Source organism: Clostridium manihotivorum (assembly GCF_004015185.1).
Taxonomy (GTDB): domain Bacteria; phylum Bacillota; class Clostridia; order Clostridiales; family Clostridiaceae; genus Clostridium_AR; species Clostridium_AR manihotivorum.
Map to the genome: position 1 here is coordinate 6,140,857 of NZ_CP025746.1, position 17,059 is coordinate 6,157,915.

Consider the following 17,059-nt stretch of genomic DNA (forward strand, 5'->3'; position numbering starts at 1 on the left):
AAGTGTTACAATTAATCAATTCTCATAATTAACCCACTATCTGCTACAATAATTTCTATTTTATTAAAGTAAAGTGGTATAATTAATACATATTTGTAAGGAGTGATTTATGTGATAAATACTTTAGAAAACAATTTTTTGAAGATTAGTAGTTCAACCTATGGAGGAGAACTTCACAGTATCTTCTCAAAATCAGACAATACAGAACGTCTTTGGAATGGAGATGAAACTTACTGGAAGTATCATGCTCCAATACTATTCCCTATAGTCGGAAAGGTAAACAATAACCAGTACTTAGTTAATGGAGAAAAATACTCTTTACCTCAACATGGGCTTGCTAGAGTACAAGATTTTTCTTTACTAAATAAAACTGAGAATTCTATTACTTATGAATTAATATATTCTGAAGAAACCTTAAAGGTTTATCCTTTTAAATTCTCATTAAAAATAAGCTATATAATAGAAAATAACACTTTAACTATAAATTATACTGTAACCAATTTAGACTCTAAAGTTATACCTTTCTCCATAGGAGCTCATCCTGCTTTTATGTGTCCTATATTAGAAAATGAATCATTAAGCGACTACTACTTTGAATTCAATAAAGAGGAGACTGCTTCATTAATACCACTAAACAGTGACGGGTTTCTAAAAAGAGAGTCTGTTCCATTTCTAAAGAACGAAAATAATATAATGTTATCGAAGGAATTATTTAAGAATGATGCGCTGATTCTAGAAGACTTAAACTCTACAAGAATATCCTTAAAGTCAAAGAATCATTCCAAATCCTTAGATTTCGATTTTAGTGGTTTTCCTTATCTAGGCCTTTGGTCTAAACCTACAGGATCTCCTTTTGTGTGTATAGAGCCTTGGTATGGCCATGCCGATTATGAGGATTTCACTGGTGAGTTTTCAGATAAGGAAGGTATATTAAAGCTGGATCAAAGCAAAAGTTTTAATTGCTCTTATTCAGTAACAATAAATTGTTAAGTAATGCTCTATTTTTTCTAGACATTAAAAAGCTCGCTGAAGTAACCTTATTCAGCGAGCTCTTTTTTGAGCATCAACTTTTCCGAATGTATATGATTTTAGCTTAGCTAGTTACCCCAAAATTCCTTCAGTTTGGCTTCTAACATATTCGGATCTCTTATTATATTATATTCCTTAAGCCATTCTCTCGGCATCAATGCCATATACTTATTAGTGGCAAACCTATCATCTATAAGCAAAACTGAGCCAATGTCGTCTTCGGTTCTTATAACTCGACCAGCAGCTTGAAGCACCTTATTCATTCCTGGATAAGTATAGGAATAATCATACCCCATATCCTTGTCACCAAAAAAATTTCTTATGAGTTCTCTTTCGGTACATAACTGCGGCAGTCCAACTCCAACAATTGCAGCTCCTATAAGTCTATCATTAGTTAAATCAATACCTTCAGAGAATACTCCACCTATCACACAAAAAGCCACCATGGTACTATCTGGATTATTATCGAACTTCTTCAGAAATACTTCTCTCTCTTCCTCATTCATATCTCCACTTTGTAGTATGGTGTTTATATCAGGATAAACATTTTTAAAATTATCATAAACATTAATCATAAATGAGTAGGAAGGTAAAAATATTATATAATTTCCTACTTTAGAACTTACAAAGTTATGGATATACTCAACTATATAACCTATATTTTTTTCTCTATGTTTATATCTAGTAGAAAGCGTTGCTATATTTAAATTCATATTTTCTCGTTCAAAAGGCGAGGCTAGTCTTAGCTTGTAGCTATTCTCATCACCTCCAAGTACATCTATAAAATAATTAAGAGGAGTTAAAGTTGCAGAAAATATAATCTTACTTTTTGCCCTATTCATAGCCTCTATCATCTTATTTCTTGGATATATACAAAATAGTTTTAACACTACTTTCTTATTGGCACAATCTATATAGCTAATATATCCATTGTCATAGTTCTCTCCTATTGCTATAAAAGAGTTCAACTGAAAATATAATTCCAATATATTTTCATATCCTTCAGTTCCTCTGCTCTTAATTAAATATTCATCGGACTCTTTTAAAAAGTTTCTTATAAGGGGATATAAATCTTTAGGATTTTCCTCTAAAACTAAATAATCCACCTCTATTTCTTCTGTTCTTCTTCTAAGCTCTATCATATAGCTATTTAAAGCACTAAGTGCCTTATACATTCCTGGAGACTTTCCCTTAGAAATTTTTTTACATTCCATAATGTTGCTCTTATCTATTGCTGCTGAAAACATCTCTCTTGAACGTTCAACCAAATTGTGAGCCTCATCAATTAGAAAGATATAGTTTTCATCTATATCTTCAAAAAAACGTCTCAGATACACCTTAGGATCAAATGCATAGTTATAGTCACAAATTATTGCATCACACCAGAATGTTAGATCTAGAGAAAATTCAAAAGGACATATTTTATGTTTTAATGCATATTTCTCAACTATATTTCTCGTTACTGAATCTTCATTAGTTATTAAATCTCTTATAGCATCATTAACTTTGTCATAGTAATTAAGAGCATAACTGCATTCATCTGGATTGCAGGCTGATCCCTTACTAAAACATATCTTATCCTTTGCTGTAATAGTAATAGACTTACATTTAAGCCCTTTCTCTCTTAGCCTATCAAAAGCTTCCTCTGCTACCGTCCTAGTTATAGTCTTAGCGGTTAGATAAAAGATTCTATCACCAAGCCCCTCGCCTAAGGCCTTTATAGCAGGAAATATGGTAGATATTGTTTTCCCTATACCTGTAGGAGCTTGCACGAATAAGGTTTCTTCCTGTCTTATAGTATTATAAGCGGCTACAGCAAGTTCTCTCTGACCTTTTCTATAATTACTAAAGGGGAAAACCACTTCGCCTATTGAATTATTTCTACGCTCTATCCAATTAGCTTCTACTTTTGCCCACATATAATAATTTTCTACTATGCTCATCACAAATTCTCTTAATTGATCTGCTTTGTAATTTTTCCTTATACACTTTACTTCGTCTGTGCTTAATTGATAATAGCTAAGCTGTATATCTACATCTTCAAGATTATTATCTATCAAGTAAAAATAAGCGTAAAACTTAGCTTGTGCCCAATGAAGAGCATTATAGTCTTCATCAATCATGCTGAGATTACTATTAGTGCTTTTTATTTCTTCAATTATATTTTGTTCATTTTCTTTTATTATGCCATCAGCTCTTCCTTCAACTACTATATCAAATTTATCAAACTGAAATTTATGCTTCATATATACTTCTTTTTGATAATTAGATAATTCTCTTTCATTCTGCTTTTGAAGCTTTTGATGTGCCCTAACACCTTCCTGTGCTCTAGTCTTACTCATAAATCTATTATCAATACTGCCTGTTCTAAGTACAAACTCAACTATATTTCTAACTGATATCCTTATATCCTTTTTCACCATACAATCATCCTTTTTCTAAAGAGCTCCTTTAGTGGTATAATTAAAACACGATAAGTTAATTATAGAATAACAAGATTCTATGTCAAAGGGAGATTTTGCAATATGAATATTAACCTGATAAAAAAGTACATTCCTATATTAGTCGTGATTGTCTTAGGCTTTTTCATAGGTTTATATATAGCTTTTATCCATGATATAAAAAATACAAATACTGCAATAATTAAGATAAAATCATTTGCAATAAAACAGCACTCAAACTTTAACGAAAAATCCTCCTACAATGGACTAGTACATGTAGTTGATTATGATACTTCAATTGTCATAGATTTACGTTATGCAACAGACAATAACTTTACTAAGAAGAAAGTATATCTAAAAGATGTATGTCTTCTTCAAAAAGCAACATTAGACAAACTTATCGCTGCAAACAATGAATTTAAAACAATGGGTTATAGAATAAAAATATGGGATGCTTATCGTCCACCGGAAGTACAGCAATACTTTTGGAGCATAGTACATGATAGTAGGTTTATTGCAAGCCCTTACGCTAATTGGTCAAGACATAATAGAGGTGTTGCAGTAGATATTACTTTGGTAGACGAAAATGGTAACGAGTTAGAGATGCCCACTGGATTCGATGAATTTAATGTAACTGCATATAGAACAAGCACTACTATGAGTGCTACTGCAAGAAAAAATATGAATCTACTTACCTCGATAATGGAGAAGCATGGCTTCAATACTATTCAAACTGAATGGTGGCACTATGACGACAAAGATGCTGATAAATACCCAGTTATAAATCTTTCTCTAGATGATTTAAAAAACCACTAATAGAAATACTATTAGTGGTTTTTTCACAGTTATCTTTTCTAAACTATTAAAATACTAAAAAAGATCTAACTATAAGTAAATTAAATTATATTATTCTGAATGATATTCATTTACTAGTTTTTGGACTAACTTCTTTATTACACTAGCCTGAGCTATTAACGACATAACCATTAAGAATATTCTTATTCTTTCTTCATCAGATGATTCTAACTTAAGATTTTTAACAAATCCTTCTAACTTATCTTCATTAAACAACGGCGCCTTTAAAAAATCTTTAAAGCTATCAGTTTGTATCTCTGAAAATATCTTATAAGCATCTTCCCAAGATATTATATCATCAGTTCTATCATTTATTTCATTAAACGCTAATCTAAATACCTTCTTTATTTCCTCTGTTGTCAATAGGGGCCTCATATAGCTTAATAAAACTAACTGTGCAAGATGAAGTTTTGTGTAACCTCTCTTTTTTCCATCCTCAGGTTTAGTTATTACTTCACTTTTTATATAATTTTGAACAATATTGTTGGTATACTTATCTTCAGTAAATTTATCATTTAAATAATCAATAACCTGTGATAAAAACAAATCATATCTTGGCAACTCATCATATGATACCATACTATTCTTTGACATTTCTTCTGCTAACCCTATTATATAATTTAGATCGAAATTCTTATCGTCCATAACACACCTCTAAATATATTGATTTTATGTTACTATATACTTCTATTATATAGTATACATAAACCCATTACAAGTTAACTGCGCCTATTTTTTATAATTATTATAATCTTACCTTAATTATTTTTCAATACTAAATTTTTCTTCCTATACCTTACATGAAGCTTTGCTCATATAAACTTATATAATTATTAAATCCTATCTTTCCACACTTATCCACAGTTATTCACAGGTTATAAACAGTATATGTTGATAACTTAACACAACATCTTGTGTTTGCAATAAATAATGTACAAACTTTTGCACATTATCCACAGAATGCATGTGGATAACCTGTTTATTACATGTGGAAATACTACTAAAAAACACCTTAATCCAACAAATTATTATATTTTTATACACTCGAAATATTACATTATTTTTACATAAAAATTTATTCTATACACCTATTATAATCTTTTTTATTTATTAATAGTTAATTTTACAATATTAATGGGTGTGTTTCCATATAAATATAAACAAAATTTATTTTAATTACATATACTATTGATGTAAAAAACATTTTTTACCCCAACAAAAGCTTAATTTCGACAATGCTAGTCCACTATTCCAACAAATTACTTTTTTTTAATTGTTTTTATGATTTTTAGTAATTATTTGTTTTTTTGAATAATTTACTATTAATTTATATAAAAACATTAATTTAATTATCCATTATTGAATATTTATCAAATTTATTGAAGAAATTTGTATATTTTTGAACAAGTAATGGTATTGACTTTTCAAAAAAATGGTAGTATATTTAATCTATAAGTTTACTAGATAAAATATTTGTAAAAAAACAAAAAATATTATCATTTAATATTGACTTTATATTACATTTTTGCTAGTATTATAATATAATTTGTCGAAAGATGTAGGATATGAGGAGGAAACAAAAATGAAATCAACAGGTGTAGTTAGAAGAGTAGATGAGTTAGGAAGAATAGTTATTCCTATAGAATTAAGAAGAACTTTAGACATAGCAGAAAAAGACGCTCTAGAAATATATGTAGATGGTGAACAAATAATATTAAAGAAATACGAACCAGCTTGTATATTCTGTGGTGATGCTAGAGACGTAATAAACTACAGAGGAAAGAATATCTGTAAGAACTGCTTACTAGAGCTTAAGAACGATAAATAATTAAATATGATTCTAATTTATAAGCACTTCAACTCCCCTTGAAGTGCTTATTATTTTTTTACTGTTAAGGGAAGTTTAACATTTCTTGTTATCTAAACCTAGCCAATATTAGAGCTTTAGATTAGCTATTTATGCCAAGCAATAAAAAATAAAATTATATTATATACTCGTAGAATATTTATAAACTTCAGATTTAGGTAGCTTTCTTTCCTTAGCTACAGCTTTTATAGCATCCTTTTTCCCCATCCCAGCATTAATATTCTTTATAATGTGTTCTTCTATGGAAAGATCCTCCCACTCTGATTTCTTTTCATTTTCAATTTCTTCCTTTGTCTTGCCTTCAAGTACTAATACGAATTCTCCTTTTGGCTGCTTAGATGTAAAATATACTAGAGCTTCACTTATGTTGACTCTTACCACCTCTTCATGAAGCTTAGTTAGCTCTCTGCATATTGATATTCTTCTATCCCCAAAGCATTCTTTCAAAAAATCTAATGTATTCAAAAGTCTATGGGGAGCTTCGTAAAATATTATAGTTTCACTTCTATCTTTAAGATCTTCTACGACCTTTAATCTATCTTTATTTTCTCTAGGAAGAAATCCTCTAAATATAAACTTAGTAGTATCAAATCCAGAATAAACTAATGCTGTTGTAGTTGCTGTTGCTCCTGGTAACACTTCAAACTCTACATTTTCTTCAATACATCTTTTAACAATTATCTCGCCTGGATCTGATATTCCTGGTGTTCCAGCGTCAGATACCAATGCTACAGATTTACCTGAATTTATTATCCCTATTATATCCTCGCTTTTCCCGTACTCATTATGCATATGATAACTTATAAGGGGCTTTTTAATCTCATAATGATTCAAAAGCTTTAATGTTTGTCTTGTATCTTCTGCAGCAATAACATCAACACTCTTAAGAGTCTCTATCGCTCTCAGAGTTATGTCTTTTAAATTGCCTATAGGCGTAGGTACTAGATAAAGTTTAGCCATAAATTATTGTCTCCTCCCATAAATCTCTTCAATTTCGTCGCTATAACCGCCATCTTCTTTATAAACGTACAAAGGGGCTTCCCACTTCAGAAACCTTCCACCATCTCTTTGCCCTTCAATTAAAACTATATTAGGCTCTCTTTTAGTATTTGGATGTACCATTCTTACTCTCTTTGGCTCTATTCTATGTTTTCTCATTAACTCAAATATATCAGCTAATCGTTCAGGCCTATGTACCATAAAAAACCTTCCATTGTCTTTCAATAAAACTCTTGCTGCTATTATTACATCTTCTAAAGTACAGAGTATTTCATGTCTTGCAATTGCATTCTTATCATTAGGGTTAACTATCCCAGAATTAGCTAACTTATATGGTGGATTCACCGTAACAACCTCTGCTTTCTCCATACTTTTCAGAAGTTTGCTATCAGTAAGGTCTCCACAAATAAAACTCATCCTATCATTTAATCCATTTACTTCAATACTTCTATTAGCCATCTCAACCATTTCTCTCTGAACTTCTATACCTGTCAAACTTGAAGCTTTAGTCTTACCAGCTAATATAAAGGGAATTATACCAGTTCCTGTACACATGTCTATAACTTTGTTACCTTTCTTTACATTGGCAAAGTTAGCAAGCAATACAGCATCTACCCCAAATCTAAATCCCTCTTTCTTTTGGATTAAATGTATTCCATTCAGTTGAAGATCATCAATACTTTCATCATCTTTTACAAGTTTATTTATTAAATCATTATTTATATGTAACATTAATTTTCCTCTCTTAACATATTCCATTTATTATTAGTATTATATCCATTACTGCATCCCATATCTAAAAAAACTTTATATGCCCAATTACACATCATATATTATACATAACAAATATAAATATTTAAATATACTTCAATGTTGTTCTCACACATTATAAATATCCCGCATATAGATATATAGGCAAAATAATATGCTATATGTTTTGAAACCAATTGATAGACTTACATCATATGGAATATAAATAGAATTATAAGCATCCTTCTATTATAAAAATGTAAAAAATCCGATGAAGTTATATAACTTTCATCGGACTTAATAAGCTTCCTTATTTTACTCTCATTTTTAATTAATTATTTTAATCTTCTTGAAGCTACATAATCGTATATAGGTCCAACTTTTACATTTTCACCGGTTCTTGGTGCATGTATCATCTGACCCCCACCTACGTATATACCAACATGCTCTGGTCTAGATGCACTACCTCTAGTAAACACTAAATCTCCAGGTTGAAGATCTGAATAAGATACAGATGTACCTACATTTATTTGGTCATATGTTGTTCTTGGAAGGCTAACTCCTAACTTCCCAAAAACGTAACTTGTAAATCCAGAACAATCGAAGGAGTTTGGACCACCAGCTCCCCATACATAAGGAATCCCTAAGTACTTATATGCTTCAGACAAAACTGAAGAAGATGATGCTGGAACACTTCCGCTGCTACCTCTACTAACGAAGGTCTGTGCAGTAGCTGCTGCTTTCTTATTGTCTGCAACCTTTTTAGCCTTCTCTATATAATTTACTATCTTACTATCAACATCTGGGCTAACAACCTTAGTCCTAACCTGTCTTAACATATCTATTGCATTTTGTAAGTCATTTACAGAACTATCACCATTGTCAATAATTGATGCTGGATATTGTATAAGAGCTACTTCGGAGTTAGCTAGATCTCCTAACACCTTCTTTTGCTGCTCTTTTAAGTCAGCTACCAATTTAAGCTGATCATTTTTCTTAGTATTCAAATCATCTACTTGCTTTTGTGTACTTTCATTAAGTTTAGCCAATTGTTCATTCTTAGTTTTTAACTCATTTACTTTATCATCAAGCTTTTGCTTCTGATCTTTTAAATCACTTATGATTTGTTTATCCAAGCTCATAAGCTTACCTACAGCTTCCATCTTGCTGATAAAATCACTAAAGTTCTGTGAACTTAATATTACAGCTATATAACTTTCCTGTCCTCCAGACTTATATATAGCTCTCATTCTATCGCCAAAGACTTGCTCTTTCTGATCAAGATCAGCTCTAGCTTTATCTACTTCCTCTTGAGTTGTTTTAATTTGCTTTTCCACTAGTTTAATTTGTTGATTGTTCTTGTCAATCTGTACTACTAATGGTTGTATTTGGTCATCTAATGCATCTATTTTATCAGTCAAATCACTTATTTTACTTTTTACTTCGGCATACTTATCTCTATTATCTTGTATCTGTTTTTGTTGATCATCCGTAAGTGGCGCCGCATGTGCCTGTACACCAATCCCAAATACCAAACTGAATACGATTAACGTTGATATTACTTTTTTATTCATGCGTACTCTCAGCTTTCATATATCCATGACAAAAGTGTCAAATACGAAAACTGCTCCCCCCCTATCATTGTTTTATACTGAAATTATACCATTAAATAGTTTTACATAACAATATAAATATTTACCAATTTGTTACCTTTTATATTTTATTAACATTTTGTTAATGCTTTTAACTCCCAAAACAGCTATATATATGGACAATTTGTATATTCGGACTAAAATTATAATTTTTAGTTAACACTTATAGTATATTGGTTAATATAATAATTTTTATACATAACTTTTACTGGGCAGCCTTCCATAAAGTACTTTAGTATAATTTAAATAGTTATTGGGAAACTTTTAAAATGAATGTTTATGTCTACTTCATATATTAAGTTCATTAATGTACTAAATTTGATATTAATATAATCTACTATACATATAGGCAGAAAATACTCTATTTTCAGTTATATATTAATTTCTTGAAATAGTTAGTCCAATAGTATTAAAATAGTGTTATGCGTAAAATCAAATAACATTTAGTGCGAAAGCATTAAGGAGGAATTTATTTTGTATAAGTTTAAGGAAGTACCCCCTTCTCAGATAAATGAATTTAATTCAGTTCATGAAAAAGGGCATATATTTCAAACCTCTTATTGGGCTAACATAAAGAGAGAATGGACTCCTAAATTCATAGGTGGTTTTGATGAAAATGATAATTTAGTTCTATGTGCAACTATGCTTTTAAGAAAAGCTCCATACATAAATGCCTATATGGGCTATATACCTAGAAGCTTTACTTGCGACTACACTAATAAAAATCTTCTAATAGAGTTTACAGATTTCATAAGAAACTATGCAAAGGAACATAAGATATCCTTTATTACTGTTGACCCAGATATACATCTATCTGAAAATGAAAAACTTATAGATGCTGGTGAAAATATAAAGGACTTTTTAAAAAGTTTAGGCTTTAATAATACAGACTCAAAAAATTTTGAAGCAATTCAGCCAAATTTCGTATTTAGACTTAACCTACCAGAAGGCGAAGATAAAGAACAAATAAAAAAAGATGTTTTTAAATCTTTTTCCAATAAAACTAGATACAATATCAAAGTTGCTGAAGATAGAGGCCTTTCTGTTGAGGTTTATAATAAAGATAATATCTCCGATGAAGTATTATCTAGATTCCATGAAATAATGGTGACAACAGGTAAGAGGGACAACTTTATAGTAAGAAAAAAAGAGTACTTCAAAGATATGATTGAAAATATAAATCCATACTGCAGATTATATATGGTAAAGTATAGTTATGAAAAAGACTTTTCCACAGTAAATACTAAATTGGAGAAACAACTTCAAGTAAGAGAAAAGGCAATAATTAAAATAGATGACCTAAGAATAAAACTTTCAGAAGAGAAAGATGAAGATAAATTAGCTAGACTACAGAAGAAAATAGATGATCAAGATAGTAAACTAAAAGAATCAGAAAGACAAATTGAAGGCTTTAAGAACAGACTTAAAGATATAGAACCATTCAAAGGTCAAGAAATATATTTATCCGGCTCTATTTACCTGTACTATGGAGGAAAGGCTTGGTATCTTTATGGTGCCTCTGAAAATATATTGAGAGATACTATGCCAAACTTTGCTATGCAATGGGCTATGATAACCGATAGCATTGATTTAGGTTGCTACCTATACGACTTTAGAGGGGTTTCTGGAGATCTTAACCCTGAGAACCCTCTATATGGTCTATATAAATTCAAAAAAGGTTTCAATGGCAATTTTGTTGAATTTATAGGCGAGTTCGATCTTGTTATAAACAGTTTTGTATACAATATGTATAAGAAAGCCTTCCCTAAGTTTAAAGAAATCCGTAATAAAATAATGAATGGAAAGCAATAAAAAATGTAAGTCACTAAACCAGTGACTTACATTTTTTATTCATTAAATTTTATCCTCATATTTACGATTTCACTTCTGCTACCAAGTCTTATTGGCGGTCCCCAGGTTCCATATCCTGAGGAGACTACTACATTCATGTCATTCTTTTTTAAATAACCGTAATCAACTTCAAATATCCTGCTGGTTATTAAATTATTAGGGAAAAACTGTCCCTTATGAGTATGGCCAGATACCTGTAGATCTATATGGTTCTTTACCCCATCTTCTAGAGATGAAGGCGTATGGTCGATTAATAAAATAGGCTTACTCTTATCTATATTAGCCAATATACCTTCTAGAGATTTTCTTTTTCTCTTAGCTCTATTAATGGATATATCATCTCTACCTACTACATAGAACTTATCATTAATAGCTTTCACATCATCTCTTAATACTGTAACCCCATACTTATTTAACTCTTCTGTGATGATATCATCATCACCTCTCATGATGTCATGATTTCCTAAAGCAGCATATGTTCCATAAGTTGATTTTATGTTTCTAAACTCTTCCGCCATACTGCCTTTTAGAAAAGGTTTTACCTCTGTATCTACTATATCCCCTGCAAACAAAACAATATCTGGCTTTAATATATTTATCTCCTGAACCATAGTCTTTGCCCTCTTACCATCAATAAGATTGCCTAGATGTATATCAGACACCATAACAACATTAAGTTCATCTAAACCATCAATCTTTTTATCTATATTTATATCGTAGGATTTAACATATGAGTGTCTCCCATTCCAAGTTCCGTATACAACTATAAAAACCATAGCAATTGTAACTACTAAAGAAACTAAAGATGATACATTATATCGTCCTATATCTGTAGGAATGAAACTATACCTTCTATTTATTAAAGCTACTAAATCTATTAAAGGAAATAAGATGATTAAATAAAATAATATGGCTAACCAATAAGCACCTATGAGATTAAAAACGTCAAAAATTTTTCCCGATATATAATTTCCTAAAATCATAGTAATGATATACGCAATTGCTATAAGCCAAAATATGCTCCAATAAAGAACACTGTTTATGGAGAAGTTACTAGCTAATCCTTTATATATCCTAGTACCTATATAGTAGTTTCCTAGAGCATAAACTCCAATCACTGATATTATAGCTATCACAACTTTATAGTTCAAAAACTCCCCTCCTAATTCCACATATTAGCGAAAACATATAATCTGTTAGCATAAAAATTGAAAATAGAGCTATCTTTTAAGATAACTCCATAAATCTTACTTTACAAATTGTCTACTAACCTTAGCCTGTATAACTGAAGATCCAAGCATTATTATCAAAAACAGTCCTATCCAAACCTTAGTAAGTGAAGGAAAGAAATAGTCAAGCAATCCAATAAATACTCCAATTATACCTAGTACTAAGTTAAACTTTCCATTAAAAGCTATATAACCATTCATATCCTTAGCATTGCTTCTTTCAACGTTCTTTCTCAATCCCTTACTAAAAAGTACAAGTAGCCCAAAAATTATGTATATTATGCTTGCTACCTCTATTATTATTGTGGTAAGATTCATAAACATTCCCTCCATCAAATAATTATATGATAATATATTATACCTCATTGTATAAAGAATTTATATCTGATTTTTAACACTTTTAAAAATTCACTAAAGTCGCCATATCGGTAATATCCCTAAACATATAACTTTTATAATTCTATTATAAGAAAATCTGACAAGTTGCATATTTTTTATCATTATATATTGACAATGCAAAAAAAGTATCTTATAATTACTAGTGTACTGCGGGGTGTGGCGCAGATGGGAGCGCGCGTGGTTTGGGACCATGAGGTCGCAGGTTCAATCCCTGTCACCCCGACCAAAAAGGAATTGTATTTATACAATTCCTTTTTTATTTCTATAAAATTACAAAATCCTTATGTTTTCGTGGTCTAATAACTATGAATATTTAGCATAATGTTTTATGTTATACATCAATAAAATAAACCATACTAAAATACATTCTTTTTATTTTCTCTAGAAAAGCAGATGCCTAAAAAATCAATAAAATAAGATCTCTTCAGCTACTTTCTTACCTTGCTCTTGTATTAATAATATTGAGTATATCATCAATTACTTCTCCATACTGTTTTACCTTGTCCATAAGTTCCCCATTCTCTTTTAATAATCTCTCATTCTCACTATCTTTATAACTTATCATCTTATCTAAATCATTAATAACAGATGAAAATTCTTGATACTTAGTTTTTAAATTGTCTATCTCTTCTGAAAATGTAAGTAACTTATCTTTTACAGCTTTTATAGTTTCCTTTTCTTCTGATTTCTCTTCTATAATACTATCTTCATAAATATTACTATCTTCAAATTTATCAACAACAGTAACTCCTTCTATATCATTTATAAGCTTCAATAACTTCAACCCATAATCCTGAGAAGCTGACCAGTTACCTGATAGTTCTTCAACATACTTAACTTTGCCATTTAAATATGCAAAGTGTCTTGGATCTGTAGTATTTTCAATTGGGTAACCATCAGCACCAGCATATAAAGCTAAATGATCAAGATGTGCTGATACTCCGTCTTTCCAGCTTTTGAATCTTACATATGAATCTGCCGAATCATCTCTAGCACTTGTACTTTTTATTCCAGTAGGATTCTTGAAACTCTCATCTATACTACCTCCAAACTTACCATATCCGGTTTCCAAAGCAGCTTGCGCATAAGCTATAGTAGGATTAATATTTCCATGTGCTGAATACATCGACCAATACAAATCAGCTAGAGATATAAATAATTCTGTACCTCCATTATTTTTAGCCCACTGCTTGCCCTGATCTTTGGACGCTTGTGACGGCGCTATTAATGGAGTAAGCTTACTATCGTCATCAGTAACAGAAACATCTTCCTTATAAGAGATACCTATATAGTCTAGAAATCCTTTTGAAATTGAAAGAGCAACTTTATCCTTGAAACTATCCTCTCTCAATAACCTCTCTTCATTAACATTGCTTATAAAACAGGTTTCAATTAATATAGCAGGCATATTAGTTTCTCTAAGCACTGCAAAGTTAGCAAACTTCACACCTCTACTACTTAAATTAATTTCATTAACCATACTACTCAAAATTCTTTGCGCTAATTTCTCACCCTCTCCTCCTTTTACCAAGGAATACACTTCAGTTCCATTTGCAGTTTGTATGTCTGCGCTATTAATGTGTATGCTAATAAAATACTTACTATTAGCATCATTAGCTATTTTGGCTCTTTCAGAAAGTCCTATATAACTATCATCAGCTCTTGTTTGTTGTACGGTTATACCTTGTTTCTTAAGTATCTCCTCACATTTTTTAGCGATATAAAGGTTACATTCTTTTTCTTGAAGTCCAGTTGGACCTATTGCCCCAGGATCCCTTCCCCCATGTCCAGCATCAAGTACCAAATCTATCATACCAAAATTCATCTCCATATAATGTTTAATCATTATATGTATATTGCAATAATATTATATTATTAACTAATTTTTATTTTTTCTTGCTACCTGACTATAATACTCTTCTTCTTTAGCTGCTGCTTTACACAGTGCTAGACATAAGGTACTTATAAATCCACAAAAAAGAAATCCAGCTATATAGTACATAAATACCACCCTTTTTTATGCATAATAAAATTTACTTATAAATAATACTCTATCTAATTTCTCCAAATAATACCTAGAGCATTCATATTTGTTTAATTAATTTTTATTCTTTAGGAAATTATATTTTGTATAAAGCTGTGAATAACTATGTGCATATAGCTTAAATGTATATATATTGGATAATAGATAAAAAATAGAAATCATGTCACCTACCAAATTTTCCTCATATGCTTTCAGAAAGGTAGAGGCGCAAAAAGATTCACTAAATAAGGTCACTTTAGCTAATTTTTTATAATACTACAATTAATAAATGAATTAATTTCCATGTAATAGAAGATACTATACTTATCTTTATGTACATATACCTTTCTTATAACTCAACCTTATGTTTTTTAATATAGTAATATTCAAATTACTATAGATTTGAAAAATATTAAGGAGTATAAGAAATAGACTTTTTATTCTAAATTAGGAGGCTTCCATGAAAAAGGAATATGAAGATTTGTTCAAAAAAATTGTAAAATCATATTATGAGGGTGACTTTGACAAAGTTATTAACGAAATAATTAATGATCCTAGTTTTAACAAAGATGAAGCTAGAAATATAGTATCCTCACTATGCGGAGTGGATGTATACAAAGACGATAACTATATCTATAACTTAAAAAAAGCCATAACTGATTACAAAGTAAAAGAAAGGATTGTTGAAAAGTTAGGTAACTGCTCAGATGATTGCAAAACTGATGATACGGGACTTTCTAGATGCCAGAAAGCCTGTCCGTTCAATGCTATAAAAAAAGATAAAAATTTCGGTAGTACCTATATAGATGATACACTATGTGTTGATTGCGGCCTGTGCATAGATGCATGCGAAAGTGGTAACTTCATAGATAGAATAGAGTTCTTACCAATTATGGAGCTTCTTAAAAACAATGAAAAAGTTGTTGCTGCAGTTGCCCCTGCTATATCTGGTCAGTTTGGAGATGATGTCACACTAGATCAATTACGTTCAGCTTTTATAAAGTTAGGCTTTGCAGATATGGTTGAAGTAGCCTTTGCTGCAGATATGTTGACTATAAAAGAGGCGGTGGAGTTTGATAAGCACGTTAATAAAGAAGGAGACTTCCTAATAACTTCCTGTTGCTGTCCAATGTGGGTTGGTATGCTGAAAAAAGTTTATGATAATTTAGTTGAAGATGTTTCACCTTCTGTTTCTCCTATGATCGCCGCTGGACGAATGGTAAAAACGCTAAATCCTGATGCTAAGGTAGTCTTTGTTGGACCTTGCATAGCTAAAAAAGCAGAAGCACGAGAAAAAGATATAGACTCAGCAATTGATTATGTTCTAACCTTTGAGGAATTGAAAGGAATATTTGATGTATTAGACATTGATCCAATTAAACTCCATGGTGTTCCTTCAATTGAGTATGCATCAAGAGGAGGAAGACTATATGCAAGAACTGGTGGAGTCTCCATTGCAGTTTCTGAGGCTATAGAAGAACTCTTTCCTGAGAAACACTCGATTTTTAAAGCAGTTCAGGCAAATGGTGTAAAAGAATGTAAAGCAATTCTTGAAAAAGCTCAAGCTGGTGAAATAGATGCAAACTTTATAGAGGGTATGGGATGCATTGGAGGATGCGTAGGAGGTCCAAAAGCATTGGTTCCAAGAGAATATGGAAAAGAGGTATCTAATAGAGTTGCCTATGATTCTCCAATAAAAGTTTCTACCCATAGCGATATAATGAACGAGGTTTTATCTGAGCTTGGTATAAACTCCCTAAAAGACTTTCAAGATGAACATAAAGTAGCTATATTTGAGAGAAAATTTTAACTAAATAAATATTTTCTTAAACCACTATCAATTTGGATGAAATCCAATATTATGATAGTGGTATTTTTATATAAATATAATAGAAAACTTCTTATATTTTTTACATTTACTAATAATATTTTAATATTCCTATGCTATCATTATAAATATTACT

14 protein-coding genes and 1 tRNA gene are annotated in these 17,059 nt (G+C 30.6%); 6 read left to right on the forward strand and 9 right to left on the reverse strand.

Annotation, left to right across the window (positions count from 1 at the left end; genetic code table 11):
• Positions 1-111 precede the first annotated feature (111 nt).
• A complete protein-coding gene (locus C1I91_RS27055; protein ID WP_128215710.1) occupies positions 112-990 on the forward strand; it encodes an aldose 1-epimerase family protein in 879 nt (292 codons plus the stop codon).
• A 107-nt stretch (positions 991-1,097) separates the two neighbouring features.
• Here the strand turns inward: C1I91_RS27055 and C1I91_RS27060 are convergent, their stop codons facing one another.
• On the reverse strand, positions 1,098-3,452 hold the full coding sequence (locus C1I91_RS27060) for an ATP-dependent DNA helicase (RefSeq protein WP_128215711.1): 2,355 nt from the start codon (positions 3,450-3,452) through the stop codon (positions 1,098-1,100).
• Between the two features lie 102 nt (positions 3,453-3,554).
• On the opposite strand from C1I91_RS27060, the gene C1I91_RS27065 reads away from it, so the two are divergent.
• The gene (locus C1I91_RS27065) at positions 3,555-4,286 is read left to right on the forward strand and encodes a M15 family metallopeptidase (RefSeq protein ID WP_128215712.1); all 732 of its coding nucleotides are present in this window, start codon (positions 3,555-3,557) and stop codon (positions 4,284-4,286) included.
• Positions 4,287-4,376: 90 nt separating this feature from the next.
• Here the strand turns inward: C1I91_RS27065 and C1I91_RS27070 are convergent, their stop codons facing one another.
• On the reverse strand, positions 4,377-4,970 hold the full coding sequence (locus C1I91_RS27070; RefSeq protein ID WP_128215713.1) for a DUF1836 domain-containing protein: 594 nt from the start codon (positions 4,968-4,970) through the stop codon (positions 4,377-4,379).
• Between the two features lie 937 nt (positions 4,971-5,907).
• On the opposite strand from C1I91_RS27070, the gene C1I91_RS27075 reads away from it, so the two are divergent.
• Positions 5,908-6,153, forward strand: a complete 246-nt coding sequence (locus C1I91_RS27075) for an AbrB/MazE/SpoVT family DNA-binding domain-containing protein (protein ID WP_128215714.1) — start codon at positions 5,908-5,910, stop codon at positions 6,151-6,153.
• A 159-nt stretch (positions 6,154-6,312) separates the two neighbouring features.
• On the opposite strand, the gene rsmI is transcribed toward C1I91_RS27075, so the two are convergent.
• From rsmI to C1I91_RS27090, 3 genes are all read right to left on the reverse strand, one after another.
• The gene (gene rsmI, locus C1I91_RS27080) at positions 6,313-7,152 is read right to left on the reverse strand and encodes a 16S rRNA (cytidine(1402)-2'-O)-methyltransferase (RefSeq protein ID WP_128215715.1); all 840 of its coding nucleotides are present in this window, start codon (positions 7,150-7,152) and stop codon (positions 6,313-6,315) included.
• 3 nt (positions 7,153-7,155) lie between these two features.
• Positions 7,156-7,923 (reverse strand): tRNA1(Val) (adenine(37)-N6)-methyltransferase, encoded by a 768-nt coding sequence (locus C1I91_RS27085; RefSeq protein WP_128215716.1) that lies wholly within the window; start codon positions 7,921-7,923, stop codon positions 7,156-7,158.
• Positions 7,924-8,276: 353 nt separating this feature from the next.
• Positions 8,277-9,515: a C40 family peptidase gene (locus tag C1I91_RS27090; RefSeq protein ID WP_128215717.1), complete on the reverse strand. Its 1,239-nt coding sequence runs from the start codon at positions 9,513-9,515 to the stop codon at positions 8,277-8,279.
• Positions 9,516-10,067: 552 nt separating this feature from the next.
• Here C1I91_RS27090 and C1I91_RS27095 point away from each other — a divergent pair.
• A complete protein-coding gene (locus C1I91_RS27095) occupies positions 10,068-11,405 on the forward strand; it encodes a peptidoglycan bridge formation glycyltransferase FemA/FemB family protein (protein ID WP_128215718.1) in 1,338 nt (445 codons plus the stop codon).
• 35 nt (positions 11,406-11,440) lie between these two features.
• On the opposite strand, the gene C1I91_RS27100 is transcribed toward C1I91_RS27095, so the two are convergent.
• Positions 11,441-12,595: a metallophosphoesterase gene (locus C1I91_RS27100; RefSeq protein ID WP_128215719.1), complete on the reverse strand. Its 1,155-nt coding sequence runs from the start codon at positions 12,593-12,595 to the stop codon at positions 11,441-11,443.
• A gap of 96 nt (positions 12,596-12,691) precedes the next feature.
• Positions 12,692-12,991 (reverse strand): hypothetical protein, encoded by a 300-nt coding sequence (locus C1I91_RS27105; protein WP_128215720.1) that lies wholly within the window; start codon positions 12,989-12,991, stop codon positions 12,692-12,694.
• A 231-nt stretch (positions 12,992-13,222) separates the two neighbouring features.
• On the opposite strand from C1I91_RS27105, the gene C1I91_RS27110 reads away from it, so the two are divergent.
• Positions 13,223-13,298: transfer RNA gene (locus tag C1I91_RS27110), tRNA-Pro, on the forward strand.
• Between the two features lie 210 nt (positions 13,299-13,508).
• Here C1I91_RS27110 and C1I91_RS27115 read toward each other — a convergent pair.
• Together C1I91_RS27115 and C1I91_RS29520 are read right to left on the reverse strand one after the other, a co-directional pair.
• The gene (locus tag C1I91_RS27115; protein ID WP_164880680.1) at positions 13,509-14,903 is read right to left on the reverse strand and encodes an N-acetylmuramoyl-L-alanine amidase; all 1,395 of its coding nucleotides are present in this window, start codon (positions 14,901-14,903) and stop codon (positions 13,509-13,511) included.
• Between the two features lie 48 nt (positions 14,904-14,951).
• Positions 14,952-15,074 carry a hypothetical protein gene (locus C1I91_RS29520; RefSeq protein ID WP_275051641.1) on the reverse strand — a complete coding sequence of 41 codons (123 nt, stop codon included), beginning with the start codon at positions 15,072-15,074 and terminating at the stop codon, positions 14,952-14,954.
• A 481-nt stretch (positions 15,075-15,555) separates the two neighbouring features.
• Between C1I91_RS29520 and C1I91_RS27120 the strand changes: the two genes are divergently transcribed.
• Positions 15,556-16,905, forward strand: coding sequence for a [Fe-Fe] hydrogenase large subunit C-terminal domain-containing protein (locus tag C1I91_RS27120; RefSeq protein WP_128215722.1), 1,350 nt, complete (start codon positions 15,556-15,558; stop codon positions 16,903-16,905).
• Positions 16,906-17,059: the final 154 nt, after the last annotated feature.